The following is a 22,808-nucleotide window of genomic DNA, read 5'->3' as shown; positions in this document are numbered from 1 at the left end:
TCTTAAATACGGCGTCGTTGACGGAATGGCGATGGGGCGTAGTCGCGCCTCGGTTGCGCATTTCGTTCGAAAAGATCCTCGCCTAGGAGCTCGGTCATCATTCAATTACAGGAATGGTTTGGTGAATCCTTCGGACTGATAGCGTCGACACTCTCGTCCTCTGTGCGCCTGTGAGATTCCCACCCAGCTTCGTTTTCCACAACCGCAAAACTACGGTTCATCGACCCGATTGCCAAAAGTTGGATACTAATATATTACTTTGGCATCGGAACGAGTGGGGCGGTCCCTCGATGATTTCAAACGCTGGATTGCTGGTCTGCTTCTTGGAAGGAATGCAATGAACTCGTCCGCAATCGTGCGCAGGAAGCGCTCCCTGCAAGGGGTCACGGTCCTTTCGCATCAGCGGGCGGCTGCCCCGCGGGCAGCGACGCTGGTCTACAATGCGCTTCTCGATGATATCGTTTCGCTGCGGCGCAAGCCGATGGAGTTGTTGAACGAGAAAGAGCTCGAAGCCCAGTTCGGCGTCAGCCGCACGCCGATCCGCGAGGCGATCATCCGTCTTGCCGATGACGGTCTGGTCGACGTCTTCCCGCAGTCGGGCACGTTTGTTTCCCGTATTCCGCGCCGGGCGCTTTACGAAGCGATCCTCGTGCGCAAGGCGCTGGAAGATACAACGGTTTCGATCGCAGTCGAGAAGATGACGCCGGCGGGTCTCAGGGCGCTGGAGCGCAATCTTGCTGATCTCGATGCCTGTCATCGTGAAGGTGATGTCGCAGCCTTCCATATCATCGACAATGATTTCCACCAGCTCATCAGTGCTATCGCCGGCTTTCCCGGCATCTGGGCGATCATTCAGCAGGTCAAGGTTCATAGTGATCGCTACCGCCTGCTGACGTTGCCGCAACGGGGCCGTCTGACGCGCGTCATCGAGGAACATGCAGCCGTCATCGATTGCATGCGAACCGGTGACAAGGACGGAGCAAAGGCCGCCATGGAGTTCCATCTCGGCAAGCTGCTGCACGAGGTCGAAAAGGCCGAGATGCTCGACCCAGCCTATTTCATTGAGGATGCCCCGCAGATGCCGGCACCCGGAGGAGAGAAGGACAATTCCAATGCAGATTGACGTGCGACACGCCTCCCATCCCGAAGCGGTCCGGGGCTTCGATACGGAAACGCTGCGGCATCACTTTCTGGTCGAGACGGTGTTTGCGCCCGATGACATCAGGCTCACCTATTCCCACTATGACCGCATGGTGATCGGTGGCGCTGCGCCACTCGGGGCGGCTCTCGTGCTGACCGCACCAAAAGCGATTGGCCAGGAGACGTTCTTGGCGGAGCGCGAACTCGGCGTGCTGAATGTCGGCGCCGACGGCCGCGTGGTCGTCGATGGCAGAGCCTATGAGTTGGCGAAGTACGATTGCCTCTATATCGGCCGAGGGGCAGTCAATGTCAGCTTCGAAAGCGCCGACGCCGGCAATCCTGCCAAATTCTACCTCGTTTCGACGCCCGCTCATGCCAGCCATCCGACGGTGCTCTTAACGCGTGACAAGGCGCGGCACCTTACGCCGGGCGAGGCCGCAACCGCCAACAAGCGTTCGATCTATCAATATATCCACCCGGAGGTCTGCCAGTCCTGCCAGTTGACCATGGGCTTCACCAGCCTGGAGACCGGCAGCATCTGGAATACCATGCCGAGCCACACGCATGACCGGCGCATGGAGGCCTATCTCTATTTCGATCTCGATGCCGACCAGCGCGTCTTCCATTTCATGGGCGAGCCGCAGCAGACGCGCCACATGCTCGTCGCCAACGAGCAGGCGATCATTTCGCCGCCCTGGTCCATCCATTCCGGCGCCGGTACCAAGAATTACAGCTTCATCTGGGCGATGGCCGGAGACAACAAGAGCTTCACCGATATGGACCACATCGCCATCGGCGATCTGAGGTGATGGTGATGCAGGCTCTTTTCGACCTCTCGGGCAAGATCGCCGTCGTCACCGGCGCCAATACCGGCATCGGGCAGGGGATCGCCGTCGCATTGGCTAAGGCCGGTGCGTCGATCGTCGCCGTCGGTCGCTCGTCGATGGATGAGACGGAGGCGCTAGTGGCAAGCGCCGGCACGAAATTCCACGTGATCAAGGCCGATCTCGGCACGATCGAACCGGTCAAGCCGATCGTTGCGGAAGCGCTGGAGCGCTTTGGGGCGCTCGATATCCTCGTCAACAATGCCGGCATCATCCGCCGCACGGACGCGATCGATTTCACCGAGGAAGACTGGGACGCGGTGATGAACGTCAACCTGAAGACAGCCTTCTTTCTGTCTCAGGCGGCTGCCCACCACATGCTCGAAAAAGGGCGCGGCAAGATCATCAACATCGCTTCGCTGCTGTCCTTTCAGGGCGGCATCCGCATCCCGTCTTACACGGCCTCGAAGAGCGGCCTTGCAGGTCTGACGCGGCTGCTAGCGTGCGAATGGGCGGGCAAGGGCGTGAACGTCAACGCCATCGCACCCGGCTATTTCGTCACCAACAACACGACGGCGCTGCGCGAGGATGCCGATCGCAATGCCAGCATCCTGGCCCGAATCCCGGCGGGCCGTTGGGGTGAGCCCGGCGATATCCGCGGTGCCGCGGTGTTCCTGGCGTCGGCGGCATCCGACTATGTGCACGGCACGGTTCTGCCCGTCGATGGAGGCTGGCTGGCGCGCTGACGCGACAGCCAGGAGGAGACATGACGCCTTCCTACGGGAAGGCGAGGCAGCGTTGGTGGAGTTGGCGCGGCCGGAATGGAGGAGGACATGCAGTACCAGTTCGATTTTTCGGCCTTGCTGCCCTATTGGAGCGATTTCCTGTCGGGCGCGCTCGTCACGATGGAGATCACTGTCTTTTCGGTGATCATCGGTCTGTTGATCGGTGTCGCCTGCGCCATCGCCCGCCGTTCCATTTTCGGGCCGCTCCGCACTCTCGTCAGCATCTATGTCGAGGCGGTGCGCAACACGCCCTTTATCGTGCAGATTTTCTTCATCTTCTTCGGCCTGTCCTCGGTCGGCATCCGTCTGCCGATCATAGCTGCCGCTGTCTTTGCCATGGTTATTAATGTTGGCGCCTATACGGCGGAGATCGTGCGTGCAGGCATGGATTCCATCCATCCGAGCCAGATCGAGGCGGCTGAAGCGCTCGGCCTGTCTAAGCTGCAGATCTATCGCGACATCATTCTCCTGCCGGCGATCGAACGCGTTTATCCTGCGCTTTCCAGCCAATTCATCCTGATGATGCTGTCAACCTCGATCGCTTCGCAGATCTCCGCCGAGGAGCTGACGGGCGTCGCCAACAACATCCAGTCGAACACATTCCGATCGCTTGAAACCTATGTTGTCGTCGCGGTCCTCTACATCGCCATCACCTATCTGATGCGGGCAGGTTTTTACGGCCTCGGTCTCATCGCCTTCCCACGCCGTCGTCGGCTCGGCACGTCGCTTTAGAGGTCGCCATGCTCGGTGGGTTTTCCTTCAATCACCTGATCTATCTGCTGGATGGCTTGGTCTGGACAGTCGTGCTGTCTGCACTCGCCTTCCTGCTCGGCGGCATTGCCGGCTTCTTCGTCATGCTCTGCCGCATCTCGCGCTTCCTGTGGCTGCGGCGCGCGGCCCTCGTCTATATCCAGGTCGTCCAGGGCACGCCGCTGCTGATCCAGATGTTCATCCTCTATTTTGGCCTCGGGGTGGTGAATATTTCCGTGCCGCCGCTGGTGGCAGCAGGCCTCGGCATGATGATCTATTCGAGCTCCTATCTCGGAGAGATCTGGCGCGGCTCGGTGGAATCCATTTCGCGCACCCAGTTCGAGGCGGCCGAATGTCTCGGCCTGACGCGCTGGCAGACGCTGCGCGATGTGATCCTGCCGCAGGCGTTGCGGATTGCCACGCCGCCGACGGTCGGCTTCCTCGTCCAGCTCGTCAAGAACACCTCGCTTGCCTCCGTCGTAGGCTTCCTGGAGCTGACGCGTGCAGCACAGGTCATCAACAATTCCCTGTTCCAGCCCTTCCTGGTCTTCGGCGTCGCAGCGCTTCTCTATTTCGCTGTCTGCTATCCGCTGTCGGTCTGGAGCCGCTCTCTCGAGAGGAAGCTCAATGTCGGTCGCCGTTAAACTCACCAATGTCGTCAAGCGCTTCGGCGCCCTGGAAGTGCTGAAAGGCGTTTCCTTCGAGATCAATCCCGGCGAAGTGGTGGCGTTGATCGGCCAGTCCGGCTCCGGCAAGAGCACGGCTCTGCGCTGTATCAACCGGCTGGAGACGATCCAAGACGGCTCGATCGAGGTGTGTGGCCATCGTGTGGAGGATCCGAAACTCGATCTGAGGACATTGCGCCGCGATATCGGCATGGTGTTCCAGAGCTACAATCTCTTCCCGCACATGACGGTTGCCGAAAACATCATGCTGGCGCTGCGCCGCGTGAAGGGCATGCGCAAGAATCAGGCCTTCGAGATCGCCAAGCAGGTGCTCGCCAAGGTCGGTCTCTCGGAAAAGATCGACGCCTATCCGGAACAGCTGTCCGGCGGCCAGCAACAGCGCGTGGCGATCGCCCGTTCGCTTGCCATGCAGCCGAAGGTGATGCTGTTCGACGAGGTGACCTCAGCTCTCGACCCGAAACTGACGGGCGAAGTGCTGCGCGTCATGGAAGATCTGGCCCGCGGCGGGATGACGATGATCGTCGTCACCCACGAGATGGGCTTTGCCAAGCGTGCTGCCAACCGCGTCATCTACATGCATACCGGCAAGGTCTGGGAGACGGGTGGCGCCGGCATTCTGAGCAATCCGCAGACACCGGAACTCAAGGAATTCATGGCCGCAGAACTTTAGACCCCGTCATCGGGGGAAATTGCCTGTCCCGGATGAGCCGGCGCAGGTTTGAGAGGAGGCCCGACAGAGAGCGGGCAGAGGCAATCAGGTAGAGGAGACTTGGAGTATGCCGAAGACAATGATTTCGAAACTGGCACTGTTGGCGGGCGCCAGCCTGCTGGCGCTGGCAAGCGTTGCCCATGCCGACGTGCTCGACAATATCAAGAAGGCCGGCAAGGTGCGCATCGCGGTAGCAATGGGCATTCCGGAATATTCCTTCGTCGATGAAAACCTGCAGCCGTCGGGTTCCGATATTGAAACGGCCAAGTTGATCGCCAGGGATCTTGGCGTCCAGCTCGAACTGGTGGAAATTACCAATGCCGCCCGCGTTCCCTCTGTCCAGACCGGCAAGGCCGACATGGTCGTCTCCTCGCTCGGCATCACCGAAGAGCGCAAAAAGGCGATCGATTATTCCGTTCCCTATGCGACGCTCGCGCTCGTCGTTGCTTCTCAGCCGAGCATCGAGATCAAGGGCTATGCCGATCTCGACGGCAAGCGCATCGGTGTGACCCGCGCCACGACCAATGATCAGGACATCACTGCCAACGCGAAGGGTGCCAATATCGTCCGCTTCGAGGATGACGCAACACTGATCACCTCGGTCGTGTCAGGGCAGGTTGATACCGTTTCCAGCCAGTCGGCCGTCATCAACGGCATCAACAAGAAGATGGCCGATCACCCGCTGCAGGTGAAATTCACGCAGAAGGAAACCAACCTCGGCATCGGCATTCCAAAGGGCGAATCCGGCCTCAAGACCTGGCTCGACCAGTGGGTGAAAACTAATTTCGACAACAAGGTGTTGCGCGACATCTACCGTAAGTACCACAATGCCGAACTGCCCGACGATCTGACCTCGCGTTGATCAAGCGGGAAGGGCGGGGTTTGAGGGCTGGCCTTCAAGAATCCGTTAATCATCCCAATCTTGTCGCCGCGGCCTTGGGTCGCGGCGTTCGATTCCGTGCGCCTGAATGTCTGGCCGGTCCTACGTTCTTCACCCATCGATATCCCTCGGCGTTTGTGTCTTCTATAAAACGTTGACGATTTATCGATAATTTCTTAGTGATGTCGAAAACGAACGGTGGAGGCGATTTTGTCGGGCATTGCGGCTGGTAGCTGGGATTTCTGGATCGATCGTGGAGGCACCTTCACGGATATCGTCGGACGCGACCCGTCCGGTGCCCTGCACGCACGAAAGGTGCTGTCTGAAAATCCGGCAGCCTATCGTGATGCCGCTGTCCACGGGATCCGTCTGCATCTCGGTCTGAGAGCTGGTGAAGCTATCCCGGCCGGATTGATCGGCGAGGTGCGCATGGGCACCACCGTCGCGACCAATGCGCTTTTGGAGCGCAAGGGCGAACGGCTGGCGCTGGTGACGACGAAAGGTTTCCGGGATGCTCTGCGCATCGGCTACCAGGAACGCAAGAAGATTTTTGCGACCGAGATCATCAAGCCGGAAGCGCTTTATCAGGATGTGGTCGAGCTCGACGAACGCGTACTGGCTGACGGTACGGTCGAGCTTCATCTCGATGAAGCATCGACGGAAGTGGCGCTGCGCGATCTGCGCGCAAAGGGCTACCGCGCTGTCGCCATCGTTTTCATGCATGCCTATAAATATCCGGAGCATGAGGCGGCAGCGGCGCGCATTGCCCGCGCCATCGGTTTCGAGCAGGTTTCCGTCAGCCACGAGGTCTCGCCGCTGATCAAGTTGGTCGGCCGCGGCGATACGACCGTTGTCGATGCCTATCTTTCGCCGGTTCTCGGTCGCTATGTGGACCAGGTTTCGGATGAGCTCGATGTAGCGCGCACCGGCGCGCGCGTCATGTTCATGATGTCCTCTGGCGGTCTGACGGCGGCCGACATGTTTCAGGGCAAGGACGCTATTCTGTCCGGCCCGGCCGGCGGTGTTGTTGGTCTTGCCAAGACCGGCGAGCAGGCCGGTTTCGACCATGTGATCGGCTTCGACATGGGCGGCACCTCGACTGACGTCGCACATTTCGATGGCGAATATGAGCGTGCTTTCGAAACGGAAGTGGCGGGCGTGCGCGTTCGTGCGCCGATGATGCTGATCCATACGGTGGCTGCCGGTGGGGGCTCCATCCTGCATTTCGAGAGCGGCCGTTTCCGTGTCGGGCCCGATTCCGCTGGGGCTTATCCAGGCCCTGCCTGCTATCGCAATGGCGGGCCGCTTGCGGTGACCGATGCCAATGTGATGGCCGGCAAGCTGCTGCCGGATTTCTTCCCGGCGATCTTCGGCCCGAACCAGGATCAGCCGCTCCATGTCGAGACGGTGCGGCGGAAATTCGCCGAACTCGCGACCGAGATCGGTGACGGGCGCAGCCCGGAAGAGGTGGCTGACGGTTTCATCCGCATCGCCGTCGCCAATATGGTCGAGGCGATCAAGAAGATTTCCGTCCAGCGCGGTTATGACGTGACGCGTTATGCGCTCAACTGCTTCGGCGGCGCCGGCGGCCAGCATGCCTGCCTGGTTGCCGATGCGCTCGGCATGAAGAGCATTCTCCTTCATCCGATGTCCGGCCTGCTGTCTGCCTATGGTATGGGCCTTGCCGATATTCGCTCCACCCGCCAAAAGGCGCTCGGCGTGCCGCTGAACACGGATGCGCCTGCTGCGATTGCTACGCTTGGTAGGGAGCTGCAGGGCGAGTGTCGGCCGGAGCTGGTGGCGCAGGGCGTCGAGACCGACAAGATCAAGACAGTGCTGCGCGCTCATATTCGTTATCCTGGCACCGATACACTGCTCGCCGTCGAGGCGCTGTTCCCGCAGGATGATGATCCGGCGCGCCTTCGCAGGGACTTCGAGGTGCTGCACAAGCGCCGCTTCGGCTTCGTCGTCGAAGACAAGCCGCTGGTCGTGGAAGCCGTCGAGGTCGAATGCATCGGTGGTGCCGCGGCCGAAATCGATATCGATCGTGGCGAGGCGGGTGAGGGCGAGGCTTCGCCCGTCCGGCGGACCCTGTTTTATTCGCAGGGCGAAAGCCATGATGCCGCGGTCGTCCTGCGCGATCGCATCCTTCCCGGCCAGACCGTGACCGGGCCGGCCATCATCATCGAGCCGAACCAGACCATCATCGTGGAAGATGGCTGGCAGGCGAAGCTGACGGCGCGCGACCATATCGTACTGACCCGCATCAAGGCGCTGCCTGCGCACACCGCGATCGGCACCAAGGCCGATCCGGTCATGTTGGAGATCTTCAATAATCTCTTCATGTCGATTGCCGAACAGATGGGGGTGACGCTGCAGAACACGGCCTATTCCGTCAACATCAAGGAACGGCTCGATTTTTCCTGCGCGGTCTTCGACGCGGACGGCAATCTCGTTGCCAATGCGCCGCATATGCCTGTTCATCTCGGTTCCATGGATGCGTCGGTGGCGACCGCCATCCGCGAAAATCCGGTTATTAGCCCGGGCGACGTCTTCCTGATCAATGCGCCCTATAATGGCGGCACGCATCTGCCTGACCTCACAGTCTGCACGCCCGTCTTCGACGATGCCGGCACGCGCATACGTTTCTGGGTGGCGAGCCGCGGACACCATGCCGATATCGGCGGTATCTCGCCGGGCTCGATGTCGCCTCTTGCGACGCATATCGAGGAGGAAGGCGTCTATATCGACAATTTCAAGCTGCTCGATCGCGGCAAATTCCGCGAAGACGCTCTTGCGGATTTGCTCACTGGTGCGCGTTATCCGGTGCGCACGCTGGCGCAGAACGTCAACGACCTGAAGGCGCAGGTTGCCGCCAATGAAAAGGGCGTGGCTGAGCTCAAGAAGATGATTGCGCTCTTCGGTGAAGACGTGGTCGATGCCTATATGAGCCATGTGCAGGATAACGCCGCCGAAAGCGTGCGTCGTGTTCTCGACCGCCTGCCGGACGGCGAATTTTCCTATGAGATGGATCAGGGCTGCAAGATCGTCGTCAAGATTTCCATCGATCGCGAAAAGCGCGAGGCGACGGTTGATTTTACCGGCACGTCGGCCCAGCGTACGGATAATTTCAATGCGCCGGCGCCGGTGACGCGCGCTGCCGTGCTCTATGTTTTCCGCGTGCTGGTCGAGGCGGATATTCCGATGAATGCCGGCTGCCTGCGGCCGATCCGCATCGTCATTCCCGATGGCACCATGCTGACGCCCGCTTATCCGGCAGCCGTCGTTGCCGGCAATGTCGAAGTCAGCCAGGCCGTTACCAATTGCCTGATAGGTGCTGTCGGCGCTATGGCCGCGGCCCAGGGCACGATGAACAACCTGACCTTCGGCAACGACAAGTACCAGTATTACGAAACCATCTGCTCCGGCGCGCCGGCAGGCCCGGGCTTCAACGGTGCGGATGCCGTGCACACGCATATGACCAATTCACGCCTCACCGATCCGGAAATCCTGGAGAGCCGTTTCCCCGTTGTGCTCGAGGACTTCCATATCCGGCCAAATTCCGGTGGCCGCGGTCAGTGGCATGCCGGCAACGGCACACAGCGGACGATCCGCCCGCTCGAGAAGCTGGAATTCGCCGTTCTCTCCGGTCATCGCCGCGTGGCACCGTTCGGGCTGAAAGGCGGCGAAGATGGACAGACCGGCCGCAACTACGTTCGCCGAAACGACGGTACGACTGATGAACTGATCGGTGCTGCCCACACGGTATTGGAAGCGGGTGAAGCCTTTACTGTCGTGACGCCAACAGGCGGCGGGTACGGACCGAGAGATGCCTGAGCAATTGGGATGGAAGTGCGTTCAATGGAAAAATCGAAAGAACAAAAGGCGCCCCGCGATCTGATCGTCTCGTCGGCCCATCTGGCACTCGGCAGCTCGCCGGCTCTTTCGGAGCTCGAATACGGATCGGTCCTCTTTTCTCACGCGTTTAATCGCTGGATGGTGCGCTGCATGGCTGCCGCCGGGGTGCCGAGCCTGTCGCCGGTCGAGATCCTCATCATTCACTCAGTTCGCCATCGCGGCCGGCCGAAGACATTGTCCGACCTCTGCCTCGTGCTCGATATCGAAGACACGCATGTTGCCAACTACGCGGTGAAAAAGCTTGACGCAGCCGGCCTCGTCAAAACCGGAAAATCCGGCAAGGAAAAAGTCATCCAGGTCACCGATAAGGGCTTGGAGGCGCTGACGCGTTATTCGGAAATCCGCGAACGGCTTCTGGTCGAGGCAACAAAAGTGTCGGGACTGTCGCAGGACGATCTATCCAGCATTGCCGCCCATTTGAGAGCTCTCTCGGGCTATTACGAGCAGGCGGCGAGATCAGCGGCAACATTATGATCGAAATGGCGAGAGCAGAGACGTCGCCATTCTCTCGGCTCTCTACCCGGCGTCCATCGGCATTCCGCTCTCTCGTCAAAAGCGTGCTCCGCCCTTCAGAGGCGGAGCACGATCGCAAGATCCGGCCTCAGTTCTTGACCGTGTCTTCCAGGAAGAAGCGGCCGAGCGGGTTCTGATAGAAGTTGTCGATGTTCTTGCGCGCCACATTGATATAGGGGCTGTAGTAGAGATCGATCCAGTTGACGTCGTCCTTCGCGGTCTTCTGCAGGTCGACATACATTTGTTCGCGCTTTTTCGGATCGAGCTCCAGTCGAGCCTTGGCAACCAGCTCCTTTACCGCGTCGTTCTTGTAGTTGGTCATGTAGTTGTTGTTGGAATCGTGGCCGAGCACGAAAGTCGTCTTCTGGTCCGGGTCGAGAATATCGTTGGTCCAGTAGTTGACCGAGATATCGTAGTCGCCGGCGATCGTCATGTCCCATTCCTGGCTGGGATCGACTTTCTGCAGGTTGGCGGTGATGCCGGCCTTGGCGAGCTGTTGCTGCACCAGCACGGCCGTCTGTTCGTCCACTTCGTCGCCGGCGCGGATCAGGTAATTCAGCGTCAGGTTAGAGACGCCGGCATCGGTGAGCAGCTTCTTGGCCTTTTCCGGATCATAGGGGCGCTGCAGGTTGTCGGCGTAATAGTAAAGCGCGCCCTTCGGAATATAGGAATTGGCGATCGTGCCCTGGCCGAAGGTGACGGCGTCAACGATCGCCTTCTTGTCGATTGCCAGATCAAGCGCCTGGCGCACTTCTTTCTTGCCGAGATCACCATGCGCATGGTTGATCAGCAGATGATCTTCACGCGTTGACGGGTCAATCAGCACGTTGAGGCCTGCATCCTTCTTCAGCTCCTCGACGCGCGAGAATGGTACGAAGATCGCCGCATCCAGCTGGCCCGCCTGCACGTTCAGCATGCGGGTATTGTCATCAGGCACGGAGATCCATTCGACGCCGTCGAGCTTCACGCGGTCCGCCTGCCAGAAGTTCGGGTTCTTCTTCAGGATGATACGGTCGCCGCGCCGCCATTCGTCGACAACGAAGGCGCCGGATGCAATCGGCTTTTCGGCGTAAGCGTCCGCGCCCATGGATTCGATGCCGGCCTTGGAGATGACGGATGCGTTTGGCAGCGCCAGCGTCGACAGGAAGGGCGCCGACGGGTTCTTGAGCTTGATCGTCAGCGTGTGCTGGTCCGTGGCTACGGCCGTGTCGATCACCTTGTAGGAATCGCTCCAGAGCGAGCCTGCGTCATCGCGGATACGCAGCAGGCTGAAAGCCGCGTCTTCCGCCGTCAGCGGCGAACCGTCGGAGAATTTTGCGTCGCGGATCTTGAAGACATAGGTCAGGCCATCGTCTGAGACGGTCCAGCTTTCGGCAAGGCCGGGCTCCAGCTTGGTGCCGGTCTTGTCGACGCGGATCAGCACGTCATAGACGTTGGAGAAAACCCAGTTGTCGATGTTCTGCGCCGTCTTGATCGGATCGAATGTCGTCGAATCCTCGCGGCGGCCGATCGTAAGCACGCCGGCGGCTTCGGCATAGGATGCGCTGAGCGTCAGGCCGGCAAGAAGCGCTGCAAGCCCGATTGATTTCCATCTGGTGATCATGCGTTCGTTCCCTTCGTTGTTATGGCATGCGTTTGACGGGCAGGGCCGGCATTGATGGCAGCTCGTCTTCCAAGCTGGCGCTGCTCCGAAGCGGCTTGTCCGGATCGATGTCGGGAATGGCGGCGATCAGTGCCGCGGTATAGGGATGTTTCGGCCGTGCGAAGACCTCTTCCGAACGGCCTTCCTCGACGATCTCGCCGTGATACATGACGACGACGCGTTCGCAGAGATTGCGCACGATTGCCAGATCATGGGCGATGAACATCAGCGTCAGATTCATCTTGGCTGTGAGTTCGCGGAAGAGCGCGATAATCTGTGCCTGGATGGTGACGTCGAGGGCCGCGACACATTCATCGGCGATGATGAGCTTCGGATCGACGGCAAGTGCGCGGGCAATGCCGGCGCGCTGGCACTGGCCGCCGCTCATGCTACGAGGCTTGCGATCGGCAAACTCCCGCTCCAGGCCGACAAGATCGAGCAATTCGCCGATCCTCGCGGGAATGGCCGATGGCGGCACCTTTCCCTGCACCTTCAGCACCTCGACAAGCATCTGCCCGATCGTAAGGCGCGGATTGAGTGCGTTATAAGGATCTTGGAAGACCATCGCCGTCTCGCGCCGCAGCTTTGCAAGACCCGCGGTCCGCTGTTGCGCGAGGTCTATACCCTCAAATGACACGTGACCCGATGAAATCGGCGTCAGCCCCAGCACGGCGCGCGCAAGCGTGCTCTTGCCGCTGCCGGATTCGCCGACAATGCCAATGGTTTCGCCCGGCATGACCTGCAGGCTGACGCCGGAAACGGCGCTCACTGTCTTGTCGCGGCCCTTGAACAGGCTGCCGCCAACCTTGAAACGCACATGCAGGTCATCGATTTCGAGCAGCGGCTTGATCGATGCCGCGGATGGCGCAACTTCCGGTGCGGCTGCCTCATCCGACATGGAGGGATGGCTGTTGATCAGGTTGACCGTATAGGCATCCTTCGGTCGGGACAGGATCGTGCGTTTCGGCCCCTGTTCAAGCAATTTGCCGTTGCGCATGACAGCGATGCGGTCGCAGGTCTGGGCGACGATGCCGAGATCGTGGGTGATGAGGATGATCGACAGGCCGCGCTTTTCTCGGATCTCCAGCAAGAGTTTCAGGATCTGCGCCTGGATCGTTACGTCGAGTGCCGTCGTCGGCTCGTCGGCGATCAGGATTTTCGGATTGCAGGAGAGCGCCACGCCGATCATGGCGCGCTGGCGCATGCCGCCGGAAAACTCATGCGAATAGCTGTCATATTGGCGAACGGGATCGGGAAAGCCAACCTGTGCGAGGATCTCGATCGCCGCCGACCGCGCTTCCCTGGCACTCAGCCCCTGATGATAGCGTATACCCTCGGAAATCTGGTCGCCGATGCGCATGACCGGATCGAGATGGCTCGTCGGGTTCTGGAAGATCATCCCGATTTCGCCGCCGCGGACTTCCAGCATCTCGGCATCACTTGCTGTGGTCAGATCGCGCCCCTCGAGCAGGATGGTGCCGCCCTCGATCGTGATCAGAGAGGAGGGCAATAGCCGGAGGAGCGAGCGGCAGAGCAGGCTCTTGCCCGAGCCGCTTTCGCCGACGAGGCCGAGGATTTCGCCCTTGTCAAGGTCAAGCGAGACATGGTCGATCAGCGTTCGCACGCCGCCATCGAGATGAACCTTGACCGTCAGGTCGCGGACGGAAAGGACCGAAGCGCTCATTCGTGAACTCCGAGAAGTTCGCCGAGCGCATCACCCAGCATGCTGAAACCGAAGGCAAGGCAGACGATGGAAAGGCCGGGGAAAAGCGTGATCCACCAGGCCGCAGTGATGAAACTCTGGCCTTCAGCGACCATCACGCCCCATTCTGCGAGCGGCGGCTGCACGCCGAGGCCGAGATAGCTGACCGCTGCGCCGCTGAGCAGCACCAGTGTGGCATCCGACATGGAAAAGACGATGGAGCCGGCAATCGCATTCGGAAGGAGATGACGGAACTTGATCCTGAAACGGCTGAAGCCGAGGCTGACGGCGGCAACCGCGTAGTCGCTGCTTTTCAGCACCAGCATCTGAGCGCGGATAAGGCGCGCATAGGAGACCCAGCCGACCAGTGCCATGGCAATATAGAAGCTGCTGAGGCCCGGTCCCAGGATGGCGATGATCGACAGCATCAGGACAAGGAACGGGAAGGCGAGAATGATATCGACGAGGCGCATGAAGACGGCATCGACGATGCCGCCGAAGAAGCCGGCGATGGTGCCGACCGTCGTTCCGATCAGGAAGGGGAAGATCACGCCGATGACGGCGATCTGCAGGTCGATGCGGGCGCCCCATATGACGCGGGACAGGATGTCGCGACCGAAATTATCGGTGCCGAAGAGATGGGCGAAGGAGGGTGACTGTAGCCGTACATCGGCATTCTGCAGGATCGGATCATAGGGTGCGACCAGCGGAGCGGCGATTGCCAGAAGCAGGAAGAACAAGAGGATGCCGACGCCGATGACGAGTGTCAGCCGACGGCCGACGAAACGGCGCCAGGCGGCGGGAGAGGGAGTAAAGGCCTCGACGCTCATAGCTTCACCCTCGGATCGACAGCGACGGTGACGATATCGGCAATGAAATTGACGAGCACGGTGGCGCAGGCAAAGGTCATGGCGACGCCCTGAACAACCATATAGTCGCGCGAGAAGATGGCGCGCACCAGCAACTGGCCCATGCCGGGTAGGGCAAAAACGCTTTCCACGACGACAGTGCCGCCGATTAGCCAGCCAATGTTGACGGCCAGAAGATTGATTGTCGGTACCAGCGAATTCGGCAGGACGTGCCGCCAGAAGACGATACTCTCGGGCATGCCGCGAGCGCGCGCGGCTGTCGCTACATCCGATTTCAGGGATTCGATCATCGCAGAACGCAGACTGCGGGTCAGCACCGTCGAGAGTGACAATGCAACGGTCAGCGCCGGCAAGATGAGATGGGAGAGCTTATCGCCCAGTGTCGTGCCATAGCCGGAGACCGGCAGGGCGCCGAGTTCGACGCTGAAAAGAATGATCAGCATCAGGCCGAGCCAGAAAGGCGGAAAGCCGATCCCGAATGTGGAGATGACGCGTACTGCATGATCAGGCGCCCGGCCAGCGTTGCGCGCGGCAATCGCCGACATCGGCACGGCGATCAGGATCGAAAGGATGACGCTTGTCAGGACAAGCGCGATCGTCGGCTCGATGCGCGTGGCGATCAGCGGAAATACGTCGATCTTGTAGAGGATCGACTTGCCCATTTCGCCATTCGCGAGGTTCTTGAGAAAGTAAAAGTATTGCAGCCACATCGGCTGATCGAGGCCGTACTGGGCGCGGATATTGGCAAGAGCCGTCGGTGTCGCGCGCGTGCCAAGAATATTGCGGGCGGGATCGCCGGGGATCAATCGCACCAGAATGAAGGTGATGATGCTGATACCGAAGATGACGGGCAGAAACTGGATCGGCCGGATCAGTATGAATTTATAGCGATGCATGGCGGCGCTCGCCCCCTTGTCTCCGGCGGGTTCCGATCACCTGATCCTGCATCAGCTTGCCCTGTGTCGCGATAGAAAATCGACCAGCGCAGGATAATAATCTTGCGGATTTTCGTAGAACGGCATGTGGCTGGCATTGGCGAAGACCTTGAGCTCGGCATTCGGCAAGGCAAGCTTCATGCGCAGCGCGCAGGACGGCGTCAGCTCGTCATGTTCGCCCGTGGTGATCAGCACCGGCGTCGTCACGCGCTCCAGGTCGGGAATGCGGTTCCAATCCTTCAGATTGCCGATATAGAGAAATTCGTTCGGCCCCTGCATCGTCTCGTAGGGACCCATGTTCCAGTCGTCGAGCGACCGGCGTACAGGCGCCGGCCATTCCGGCAGTCGGCAGACGTGGCGGTAATTCAGGATCGTCACCGCGGCCTGATATTCCGGATGATTGTAGGTACCCTGCGCCTCGTGCTTCTGCATCATCGCGACCGTCTCAGGCCCGAGGGCAGCCCGCAGCCGTTCCAGCTCGGAAATCAGGTGCGGCATGTCAGCGACGGTGTCTTCCAGGATCAGCGTCTGCAGGTTTTCCGGATAGGTGAGCACATAGTCGATCGCCAGCCAACCGCCCCATGAATGGCCGAGCATATGCACCTTGCCGAGTCCGAGTGCCTTGCGCACCGTCTCGGTCTCCTCGACATAGCGGCCGATGGTCCAGAGTGATCGGTCGGTCGGACGGTCGGAGGCGCCGGTGCCGAGCTGATCGAAAGCCACCACGCGATAACCCTTATCGATGAGGCAGGAATGAGCCTCACGCAGGTAGTCGCAGGGCAGGCCGGGGCCGCCATTCAGGCAGAAGACGGTCTCGCTGCCGCTCCCGAAACTGTAGGTGACCACCCTGTAACCGTCGACTTCGATCTCATGTCGCGCCTCAGGCTCGATTTCACGCCACATTCACCGCTCCGGCAGAAGATTTCGCTTGCTCAATAATTGGGCATGGCTAAATTTTTATCCGAAACTATGTTCTTTGCCAGCTATAAGAAGTGATAGGGTGGGAAACCACCGGAGCCTGCCATGCTTGACGAAATCGGCACGATAAGACGGCATTTCTCAGCGCACCAGACACTTGAGGGGCGCATCGATCAGGTCTTCGAGGCGATGAAGGGGATAGGCTTCGAAGCCTTGATCTACGACTATACGCCAGTGCCTTATGATCTCGACGGAGGGATCATGATCCCGTCACTGTTGAAGCTGCGCAATATCTCCGAAGATATGCGCGAATACTGGTTCGATCGCGGCTATTTCCGCATCGATCCGGTGCAGCAGGTGGCCCTGCGCACGTCGGCACCCTTCTTCTGGAACTACGACAGAGACGCCGATACTCTGATCAACCGCTTCATGAGCGACGACACGGTGCCGGTGGCGCGTTTCCTCAACGAGCGCGACATGTCAACGGGCGTGACGGTTCCTGTCCATATGCCGCGCGGCGATTATGCGACTGTGACCGGCATCCGTTTCGGCGTTAACAGCGATTTCGAGCACCACGCGCTGCGCTATATTGCCGATTTCAATCTGCTGGCCCATGTCTTCCATGAGGCCGCCTATTCGCTTTTCGACGCCGAGGCGCTGCGGGTCGGCAAGGTCCGTTTGACAGAGCGGGAGCGGGAATGCCTGCGCCATTCAGCAGAGGGACTTTCGGCCAAGGAAATTTCGCGCGTCATCAATCGTTCGGTGCCAACGGTCGTCATGCATCTCAATGCGGCCGCCAAGAAGCTTGGCGCCCGCAACCGCACGCAGGCGGTGGTGCGTGCCACCCATTACCGGCTGCTGGAAGATCGCCCATCCTATAACTTCTGATAGCTGCCTTCGCCTTTTCGGCCACGCTATGGTTCCCATCGTTGCCCTAGAGGATGGAGATATCAGTGGCCCCAGTTCCGACGAAGGAAGCCTTTCTGCCGTTTCGCGAATACCGGACATGGTATCGCATCACCGGTTCGCTTGATTCCGGAAAACTGCCACTCGTCGTCGCCCATGGTGGTCCCGGCTGTACGCATGACTATGTCGATTCCTTCAAGGGCATCTCCGAGCTCGATGACCGCGCCGTCATCCATTACGATCAGCTCGGCAACGGCAACTCGACCCGGCTACCCGAGAAGGGACCGGATTTTTGGACGCCGGCGCTCTTTCTCGACGAACTCGATACGCTGCTGAAGCATCTCGGCATTCAGGATCGTTACGCCTTTCTCGGCCAGTCCTGGGGCGGCATGCTGGGCGCAGAACATGCCGTACGCCAGCCGAACGGCCTGAAGGCGCTCGTCATCGCCAATTCGCCGGCCAACATGCATACTTGGGTGGCGGAGGCGAACCGTCTGCGGGAAGAACTGCCGAAGGAGGTACAGGACACGCTGCTGAGGCATGAGGATGCCGGCACCATTACCGATCCGGACTATGTTGCGGCCTCGCGCGTCTTTTACGACCGACATGTCTGTCGCGTTTCCCCATGGCCGCCGGAAGTTGCGCGCACTTTTGCGATCATGGACGAAGACAATACTGTCTACCGCAACATGAACGGCCCGACCGAATTCCACGTGATCGGCAGCATGAAGGACTGGACGATCGAGGATCGCCTGCCGCTCATTCAGGTGCCGACGCTTTTGATCTCCGGCAAATATGACGAAGCGACCCCGCTCGTCGTCAAACCCTATGTCGATCACGTGAAGGGTTGCGAGTGGGTGCTCTTCGAGAATTCCAGCCACATGCCGCATGTCGAGGAAAAGGATCTTTGCCTCGACGTCGTCTCAGCCTTTCTCACCAGGCATGATTGAACGCAGTCAGCGGCCTGCGCGGTCAGTGCAGGCCGCATTCCATTACCGCTCGAATGGCTCACCCAGCGAGGCGACGCCGTTGAGCTTCAGCAGGCGGCGATCTGCCGAGATGATGCCGAGCACGATGATCGTCACGAGATAGGGCAGGCAAGACAAAAGCTGCGAGGGCACGTCGAGCCCGGTTGCCTGGGCTGCAAGCCCCATCAGCGAGACGGCACCGAAGAGGCAAGCTCCGAGGAATATCCGCCCCGTTAGCCAGGTTCCGAAGACGACGAGCGCAATAGCGATCCAGCCTCGGCCGGCGATCATGCCGTCCGCCCAGAGCGGCGTATAGATCGTCGATGCGTAAGCGCCGGCAAAGCCGGCCATCATCCCGCCGAATGCGACAGCGGTGAAGCGTACGGCGATGACGGAATAGCCGATGGCGTGAGCAGCCTTTGGGTTTTCGCCGACGGCACGAATGACGAGACCGATCTTGCTATAGGCAAACGTCGCCCAGATCGCGAGTGTCACCAAAAGCGAAAGCCAAACGACGATATCCTGGATGAACAATCCGCCAATGACAGGAATGTCGGAAAGGCCCGGAATAGCGATTTTCGGCAGCGCCTTGATGGTGAGGCTCTCATAGCTCTTGCCGAACAGCGCCGACAGGCCCTGACCGAAAATGCCGATAGCAAGCCCCGTCGCGACCTGGTTTGCGTTGAAGCCAAGAATGATCCCGGCAAAAACAAGCGAGAGCAGGATGCCGCCGATGCCGGCTGCAAGAAAAGCAAGAAAGTGGCCGCCGCCGTGATAGACGACGATGAATGCAATGACGGCGCCGAACGCCATTAGCCCTTCGACGCCGAGATTGAGCACGCCCGCGCGCTCGACCACAAGCTCGCCAAGCGCTGCGAGCAAAAAGGGCGTCGCGGCCGCCAGCATGCCGGCCAGGATGAACTCGATAGCATTCATGATGGGCTCCGAACGGCGGCAGAGCGCCAGGCAAGGCGGTAGCGGACGAAGGCGACGGCGATCAGATAGGCGAGCAGCAGGCTGCCCTGGAAAACGCGGACGGCAGCGATCGGCAGGTTGGCGGAGACCATGGCATTGTCGCCGCCAATGTAGAGGGCCGCCATGACGACCGACGATATGACGATGCCGATCGGGTGCAGCCCGCCGAGATAGGCGACGATGATTGCGGCATAGCCATAACCGGTCGAGATCGAGCGCTGCAGCTGGCCGAGCGGGCCGGCGACTTCGGCCGCGCCCGCAAGACCGGCGGCTGCGCCACCGATCAGCAGCGACAGCCATATTGCCCAGCCCTCTTTGAAGCCGGCATAGCTCGCCGCACGTGGCGCCAATCCGCCAACCTGCAATTTATAGCCGATGAAGCTCTTCTGCATGAAGATCCACGCGGCAATCGACAGAAGAACGGCAAGGATCAACGAGACATTGACGCGCGTTCCCTCGATCAGGATCGGCACCATCGCATCATACTGAAACATCACCGACTGCGGGAAGTTGAAGCCATTCGGATCCTTCCAGGGGCCGAGCAGTAGATAATTGAGAAGCTGCACCGCAACGAAGCTCAGCATCAGCGAGACCAGGATTTCGTTGGCGTTGAGCCGGACACGCCAGAAGGCGGTTAGCGATGCCCAGAGAGCGCCGCCGATCATGCCGAGCAGCAGCATTGCCGGCCAGATCCACTGGCCCGCTGCATCAGGCCACCAGATCGGGATAGCCGAGGCGAAGATCGCGCCGAGCACGAATTGCCCTTCGGCGCCGATGTTGAAGACCTTGGCGCGGAAGCCGATCGCCAACCCTTGCGCGATCAGCAGCAGCGGCCCGGTTTTCAGCAGGACTTCGGAGAAGGATGCCCAGGAAAAGAAGGGTTCGATCAGCATCGCATAGATGACCGCAGCCGGATCACGTCCCATGACGACGTAAAGGCCGAGATTGAGGATGATCGTGACAGCGAGTGCGATGGGCGGGGCAAGCAGGGTAGCGACAAGCGAGGCGCGCTCCCGGCGCACGAGGGTTGGCAGGGCGGCAAACAGAGGTCTGCTCATGCGATCGCTTTCTCGCGCTGCGACTGGGCGCCGATCATGTATCGGCCGATCTCTTCGGGTTTGGTGTCGCGCGTGACGAGCGGCGGGCTCAGCATGCCGTGGTGCAGGACCTGGATGAAGTCGCTGAGTTCGAACAGTTCTTCCAACTCCTCGGAAATGACGAGGATCGCCATGCCTTCGTTGCGCAACGTGATCAGCCGCTTGCGGATTGCCGAGGCTGCGCCGATATCGACGCCCCAGGTGGGTTGAGCGAGGAAGAGCAGCTTCGGCGCCAGCATGATTTCGCGCCCGACGATGAATTTCTGAAGATTGCCGCCGGAAAGGGAGCCGGCTTCGGCCTCGGGACCGCGCGTACGCACGTCGTAATCACGAATGCACGCGTTGGTGAAGGCGGTTGCTTGCGCCTTGTCGAGTAAGCTGTTTTTGACGAGGTTCAGAGGATGGGCCGTCAGCAGGCTATTGAGCGTGAGCGACATTTCGGGGACCGCACCGCGACCGAGCCGGTCCTCCGGCACGAAGGCAAATCCTAGTTTCCGGCGGGTCGCCGGGTCGAGCATGCCGACATCCTTGCCCATCATGAAGATTTGGTCGCGCTGCTCGCGCGGCAGGATCGTCTCGCCTGAGATCAGTGCGGCAAGCTCGCTTTGGCCATTGCCCGAAATTCCGGCAATGCCGAGGATCTCGCCCGCGCGGACGCTAAGGCTGACTTGCGAGAGCGGCACGGCGAAGGGATCATCCGGCCTGTAATCGAGGCCGATCAGCTCCAGTCGCTTCTCGCCCTCGGAAAGCGGCAACGCCGGCATGGGTTCCGGCATGTCACGGCCGATCATCATGCGGGCAAGGTCATGGGCATCATGCTCGCGCGGATCGACGTGGCCGGTCACGCGTCCACCGCGCAGGATCGTCGCCCGGTCGCAAAGCGACTGGATTTCTTCCAACTTGTGGGAAATAAAAAGGATGGAAACGCCGCCGTCGCGCAGACGTCGCAAGGTCTCGAACAGCTTCTCCACGGCCTGCGGCGGCAGGACCGATGTCGGCTCGTCGAGGATCAGCAGTTTTGGATCGGTCATCAGGCAGCGGATGATTTCCACGCGTTGCCGCTCGCCGACCGAAAGCGAGTGTACATGGGCGAGCGGATCGACTTCGAGGCCGAACTCGTGCCCGAGCTTGCGGATACGCTCCGCAAGTTCGGCTTTGTTGCCGGCGACGATCAGGCGGATATTTTCGACGACAGTCAGGCTCTCAAACAGCGAGAAATGCTGAAAGACCATGCCGATGCCGGCACGCCTTGCCTCTGCCGGAGAGGCAAGGCTGAGGTTCTGCCCGTTCCAGGAAACAGTTCCGCTGTCCGGCTGCTCGACGCCATAGATCAGCTTCATCAGGGTCGATTTGCCGGCCCCGTTTTCTCCGAGGATGGCATGGATCGAGCGGGGAGCGACGTCAAGGTCGATCTGCTGGTTGGCATGGACCTGGCCGTAGCTCTTGGAAATGCCGCGTAGCGACAGGAGCGGGCTTTCCATGGCTTATTTCGGCAACGGCGTCTTGACACCCTTGACGTGCCAATCCATCGCGACGATCTGGGCATCCGTCAGCGTGGTGCCGGAGGCGACACCTTCACTGCCATCCGCCTTGGCGATTGGGCCTATAAACGGCGAGAAGCTGCCGCTGGCGATCTTGGCCTCGATTTCCTTGATCTTGCTCATCGTGTCGGCTGGGATGGCCGGGTTCCAGTCGACAACCTCGACTACCTTGTCGGCAACGCCAAGGAAGGCGTTGGCGCCCTTGAAGGTGCCGGCGAGGTGGGCATCGACCGAAGCCTTGAAGAAGGGCGACCAGTCGGTGGCGACGCAGCCGAGATAGGTCTTCTCGGCATATTTCTTCATCGAGGAGTTCAGGTTGAAGGCATAGATGCCGGCCTCTTCGCAGGCCGAGATCACCGAGGGCGTATCCTGGGCATTCGAGAAGATGACGTCGCAGCCCTGCGAGATCAGCGCCTTGGCGGCTTCCTGCTCCTTGGCCGGATCGAACCAGGAATTGACCCAGACGACGGAGACTTCGATGTCAGGCTTGACGGACTGCGCGCCGAGCGTGAACGCGTTGATGGAGGTGATGAGTTCCGGAATGGCAAAGGCCGACACCGAGCCGAGCTTGCCAGTTTTGGAGACGGCGGCGGCCGCCATGCCGAGCAGATAGGTGCCCTGGAAATATTTGGCGGCAAAGGGCGAGAAGTTCGGCGCGACCTGGAAGCCGGAAGCATGCAGGACGGTGACCTTGGGATTGCGGCGGGCAATCTGCAGCGCACCGTTCTGATAGCCGAAGGAACCGGCGATCAGGAAATGGTTTCCGTCGGCAACCGTCTTGTTCATGATGCGGTCGGCATCTGGACCTTCGGCGATGTTCTCGATAACTGTGACTTTCACCTTATCGCCATAGGCGTCCTTGATCGGATCGATGCCGGCGGCAAGCGCATGACCCCAGCCGACATCGCCGATCGGCGAGGGTACGACGAGAGCGATGCCGAGCGGTTCGTCGCCAGCAAGTACAGAGCGGCCGGCAAAAGCGGTGGCAAGGCCGGCCGCGGCTGCGCTCTTCATCAACGTTCTGCGGGTCAGATTGTTGGACATGTCAGT

General features: G+C 60.2%; 20 protein-coding genes. 11 read left to right on the top strand and 9 right to left on the bottom strand.

All coding sequences use genetic code 11. The features are described from left to right. Positions 1 to 337: 337 nt before the first annotated feature. From FHT92_RS14845 to FHT92_RS14805, 9 genes are all read left to right on the top strand, one after another. A complete protein-coding gene (locus FHT92_RS14845) occupies positions 338 to 1,123 on the top strand; it encodes a GntR family transcriptional regulator (protein ID WP_183826417.1) in 786 nt (261 codons plus the stop codon). After that, entirely contained in the window at positions 1,113 to 1,949 is an 837-nt protein-coding gene (gene kduI / locus FHT92_RS14840; protein WP_183826414.1) for a 5-dehydro-4-deoxy-D-glucuronate isomerase, read from the top strand. Before FHT92_RS14845 ends, kduI begins: the two co-directional genes overlap by 11 nt. Positions 1,950 to 1,954: 5 nt before the next feature. Next, positions 1,955 to 2,710, top strand: a complete 756-nt coding sequence (kduD, locus tag FHT92_RS14835) for a 2-dehydro-3-deoxy-D-gluconate 5-dehydrogenase KduD (protein WP_183826411.1) — start codon at positions 1,955 to 1,957, stop codon at positions 2,708 to 2,710. An 87-nt stretch (positions 2,711 to 2,797) separates the two neighbouring features. After that, a complete protein-coding gene (locus tag FHT92_RS14830; RefSeq protein ID WP_183826408.1) occupies positions 2,798 to 3,481 on the top strand; it encodes an amino acid ABC transporter permease in 684 nt (227 codons plus the stop codon). 8 nt (positions 3,482 to 3,489) lie between these two features. Beyond that, positions 3,490 to 4,143, top strand: coding sequence for an amino acid ABC transporter permease (locus FHT92_RS14825; RefSeq protein ID WP_183826405.1), 654 nt, complete (start codon positions 3,490 to 3,492; stop codon positions 4,141 to 4,143). After that, positions 4,127 to 4,855: an amino acid ABC transporter ATP-binding protein gene (locus tag FHT92_RS14820; protein WP_183742867.1), complete on the top strand. Its 729-nt coding sequence runs from the start codon at positions 4,127 to 4,129 to the stop codon at positions 4,853 to 4,855. Before FHT92_RS14825 ends, FHT92_RS14820 begins: the two co-directional genes overlap by 17 nt. Before the next feature lie 106 nt (positions 4,856 to 4,961). After that, a complete protein-coding gene (locus FHT92_RS14815; RefSeq protein ID WP_183826402.1) occupies positions 4,962 to 5,756 on the top strand; it encodes a transporter substrate-binding domain-containing protein in 795 nt (264 codons plus the stop codon). 228 nt (positions 5,757 to 5,984) lie between these two features. Then, entirely contained in the window at positions 5,985 to 9,611 is a 3,627-nt protein-coding gene (locus FHT92_RS14810; RefSeq protein WP_183826399.1) for a hydantoinase B/oxoprolinase family protein, read from the top strand. A gap of 24 nt (positions 9,612 to 9,635) precedes the next feature. After that, positions 9,636 to 10,166, top strand: a complete 531-nt coding sequence (locus FHT92_RS14805) for a winged helix DNA-binding protein (RefSeq protein WP_183826396.1) — start codon at positions 9,636 to 9,638, stop codon at positions 10,164 to 10,166. A 127-nt stretch (positions 10,167 to 10,293) separates the two neighbouring features. Here FHT92_RS14805 and FHT92_RS14800 read toward each other — a convergent pair whose 3' ends face one another. From FHT92_RS14800 to FHT92_RS14780, 5 genes are read right to left on the bottom strand one after another with little or no spacing between them, the layout of a single operon-like run. Next, positions 10,294 to 11,808 carry an ABC transporter substrate-binding protein gene (locus FHT92_RS14800; protein ID WP_183826393.1) on the bottom strand — a complete coding sequence of 505 codons (1,515 nt, stop codon included), beginning with the start codon at positions 11,806 to 11,808 and terminating at the stop codon, positions 10,294 to 10,296. Positions 11,809 to 11,827: 19 nt separating this feature from the next. After that, positions 11,828 to 13,531 (bottom strand): ABC transporter ATP-binding protein, encoded by a 1,704-nt coding sequence (locus FHT92_RS14795; protein ID WP_183826389.1) that lies wholly within the window; start codon positions 13,529 to 13,531, stop codon positions 11,828 to 11,830. Continuing rightward, entirely contained in the window at positions 13,528 to 14,379 is an 852-nt protein-coding gene (locus tag FHT92_RS14790; RefSeq protein ID WP_183826386.1) for an ABC transporter permease, read from the bottom strand. Before FHT92_RS14790 ends, FHT92_RS14795 begins: the two co-directional genes overlap by 4 nt. Beyond that, entirely contained in the window at positions 14,376 to 15,314 is a 939-nt protein-coding gene (locus FHT92_RS14785) for an ABC transporter permease (protein WP_183826383.1), read from the bottom strand. Before FHT92_RS14785 ends, FHT92_RS14790 begins: the two co-directional genes overlap by 4 nt. A 51-nt stretch (positions 15,315 to 15,365) precedes the next feature. Continuing rightward, complete coding sequence (locus tag FHT92_RS14780) at positions 15,366 to 16,256, bottom strand: proline iminopeptidase-family hydrolase (RefSeq protein ID WP_183826380.1); 891 nt, start codon at positions 16,254 to 16,256, stop codon at positions 15,366 to 15,368. A gap of 120 nt (positions 16,257 to 16,376) precedes the next feature. On the opposite strand from FHT92_RS14780, the gene FHT92_RS14775 reads away from it, so the two are divergent. After that, entirely contained in the window at positions 16,377 to 17,159 is a 783-nt protein-coding gene (locus FHT92_RS14775) for a LuxR family transcriptional regulator (RefSeq protein WP_183826377.1), read from the top strand. A gap of 53 nt (positions 17,160 to 17,212) precedes the next feature. Then, positions 17,213 to 18,127, top strand: a complete 915-nt coding sequence (locus FHT92_RS14770; protein WP_183826373.1) for a proline iminopeptidase-family hydrolase — start codon at positions 17,213 to 17,215, stop codon at positions 18,125 to 18,127. A gap of 42 nt (positions 18,128 to 18,169) precedes the next feature. On the opposite strand, the gene FHT92_RS14765 is transcribed toward FHT92_RS14770, so the two are convergent. From FHT92_RS14765 to FHT92_RS14750, 4 genes are read right to left on the bottom strand one after another with little or no spacing between them, the layout of a single operon-like run. After that, positions 18,170 to 19,081 carry an ABC transporter permease gene (locus tag FHT92_RS14765; RefSeq protein WP_183742885.1) on the bottom strand — a complete coding sequence of 304 codons (912 nt, stop codon included), beginning with the start codon at positions 19,079 to 19,081 and terminating at the stop codon, positions 18,170 to 18,172. Then, a complete protein-coding gene (locus FHT92_RS14760) occupies positions 19,078 to 20,178 on the bottom strand; it encodes an ABC transporter permease (protein ID WP_183742886.1) in 1,101 nt (366 codons plus the stop codon). Before FHT92_RS14760 ends, FHT92_RS14765 begins: the two co-directional genes overlap by 4 nt. Further along, positions 20,175 to 21,698, bottom strand: a complete 1,524-nt coding sequence (locus tag FHT92_RS14755) for an ABC transporter ATP-binding protein (protein WP_183826370.1) — start codon at positions 21,696 to 21,698, stop codon at positions 20,175 to 20,177. The genes FHT92_RS14760 and FHT92_RS14755 overlap by 4 nt, the downstream gene beginning before the upstream one ends. 3 nt (positions 21,699 to 21,701) lie before the next feature. Then, positions 21,702 to 22,802, bottom strand: a complete 1,101-nt coding sequence (locus FHT92_RS14750; RefSeq protein WP_183742889.1) for a BMP family ABC transporter substrate-binding protein — start codon at positions 22,800 to 22,802, stop codon at positions 21,702 to 21,704. Between the last annotated feature and the right edge of the window lie 6 nt (positions 22,803 to 22,808).

Origin of the sequence: Rhizobium sp. BK377, assembly GCF_014193935.1 — a bacterium.
In the GTDB taxonomy this organism is placed as follows: domain Bacteria; phylum Pseudomonadota; class Alphaproteobacteria; order Rhizobiales; family Rhizobiaceae; genus Rhizobium.
This window is presented reverse-complemented; position numbering and strand designations above follow the sequence as displayed.

Coding starts and splice junctions, on each gene's coding strand:
- FHT92_RS14790 (WP_183826386.1), bottom strand. CDS start 14,379: ATGAGCGTCGAGGCCTTTACTCCCTCTCCCGCCGCCTGGCGCCGTTTC.
- FHT92_RS14820 (WP_183742867.1), top strand. CDS start 4,127: ATGTCGGTCGCCGTTAAACTCACCAATGTCGTCAAGCGCTTCGGCGCC.
- FHT92_RS14775 (WP_183826377.1), top strand. CDS start 16,377: ATGCTTGACGAAATCGGCACGATAAGACGGCATTTCTCAGCGCACCAG.
- FHT92_RS14765 (WP_183742885.1), bottom strand. CDS start 19,081: ATGAATGCTATCGAGTTCATCCTGGCCGGCATGCTGGCGGCCGCGACG.
- FHT92_RS14805 (WP_183826396.1), top strand. CDS start 9,636: ATGGAAAAATCGAAAGAACAAAAGGCGCCCCGCGATCTGATCGTCTCG.
- FHT92_RS14770 (WP_183826373.1), top strand. CDS start 17,213: ATGGAGATATCAGTGGCCCCAGTTCCGACGAAGGAAGCCTTTCTGCCG.
- FHT92_RS14750 (WP_183742889.1), bottom strand. CDS start 22,802: ATGTCCAACAATCTGACCCGCAGAACGTTGATGAAGAGCGCAGCCGCG.
- kduI (WP_183826414.1), top strand. CDS start 1,113: ATGCAGATTGACGTGCGACACGCCTCCCATCCCGAAGCGGTCCGGGGC.
- FHT92_RS14755 (WP_183826370.1), bottom strand. CDS start 21,698: ATGGAAAGCCCGCTCCTGTCGCTACGCGGCATTTCCAAGAGCTACGGC.
- FHT92_RS14800 (WP_183826393.1), bottom strand. CDS start 11,808: ATGATCACCAGATGGAAATCAATCGGGCTTGCAGCGCTTCTTGCCGGC.
- FHT92_RS14780 (WP_183826380.1), bottom strand. CDS start 16,256: ATGTGGCGTGAAATCGAGCCTGAGGCGCGACATGAGATCGAAGTCGAC.
- FHT92_RS14815 (WP_183826402.1), top strand. CDS start 4,962: ATGCCGAAGACAATGATTTCGAAACTGGCACTGTTGGCGGGCGCCAGC.
- FHT92_RS14760 (WP_183742886.1), bottom strand. CDS start 20,178: ATGAGCAGACCTCTGTTTGCCGCCCTGCCAACCCTCGTGCGCCGGGAG.
- FHT92_RS14830 (WP_183826408.1), top strand. CDS start 2,798: ATGCAGTACCAGTTCGATTTTTCGGCCTTGCTGCCCTATTGGAGCGAT.
- FHT92_RS14825 (WP_183826405.1), top strand. CDS start 3,490: ATGCTCGGTGGGTTTTCCTTCAATCACCTGATCTATCTGCTGGATGGC.
- FHT92_RS14795 (WP_183826389.1), bottom strand. CDS start 13,531: ATGAGCGCTTCGGTCCTTTCCGTCCGCGACCTGACGGTCAAGGTTCAT.
- FHT92_RS14845 (WP_183826417.1), top strand. CDS start 338: ATGAACTCGTCCGCAATCGTGCGCAGGAAGCGCTCCCTGCAAGGGGTC.
- kduD (WP_183826411.1), top strand. CDS start 1,955: ATGCAGGCTCTTTTCGACCTCTCGGGCAAGATCGCCGTCGTCACCGGC.
- FHT92_RS14785 (WP_183826383.1), bottom strand. CDS start 15,314: ATGCATCGCTATAAATTCATACTGATCCGGCCGATCCAGTTTCTGCCC.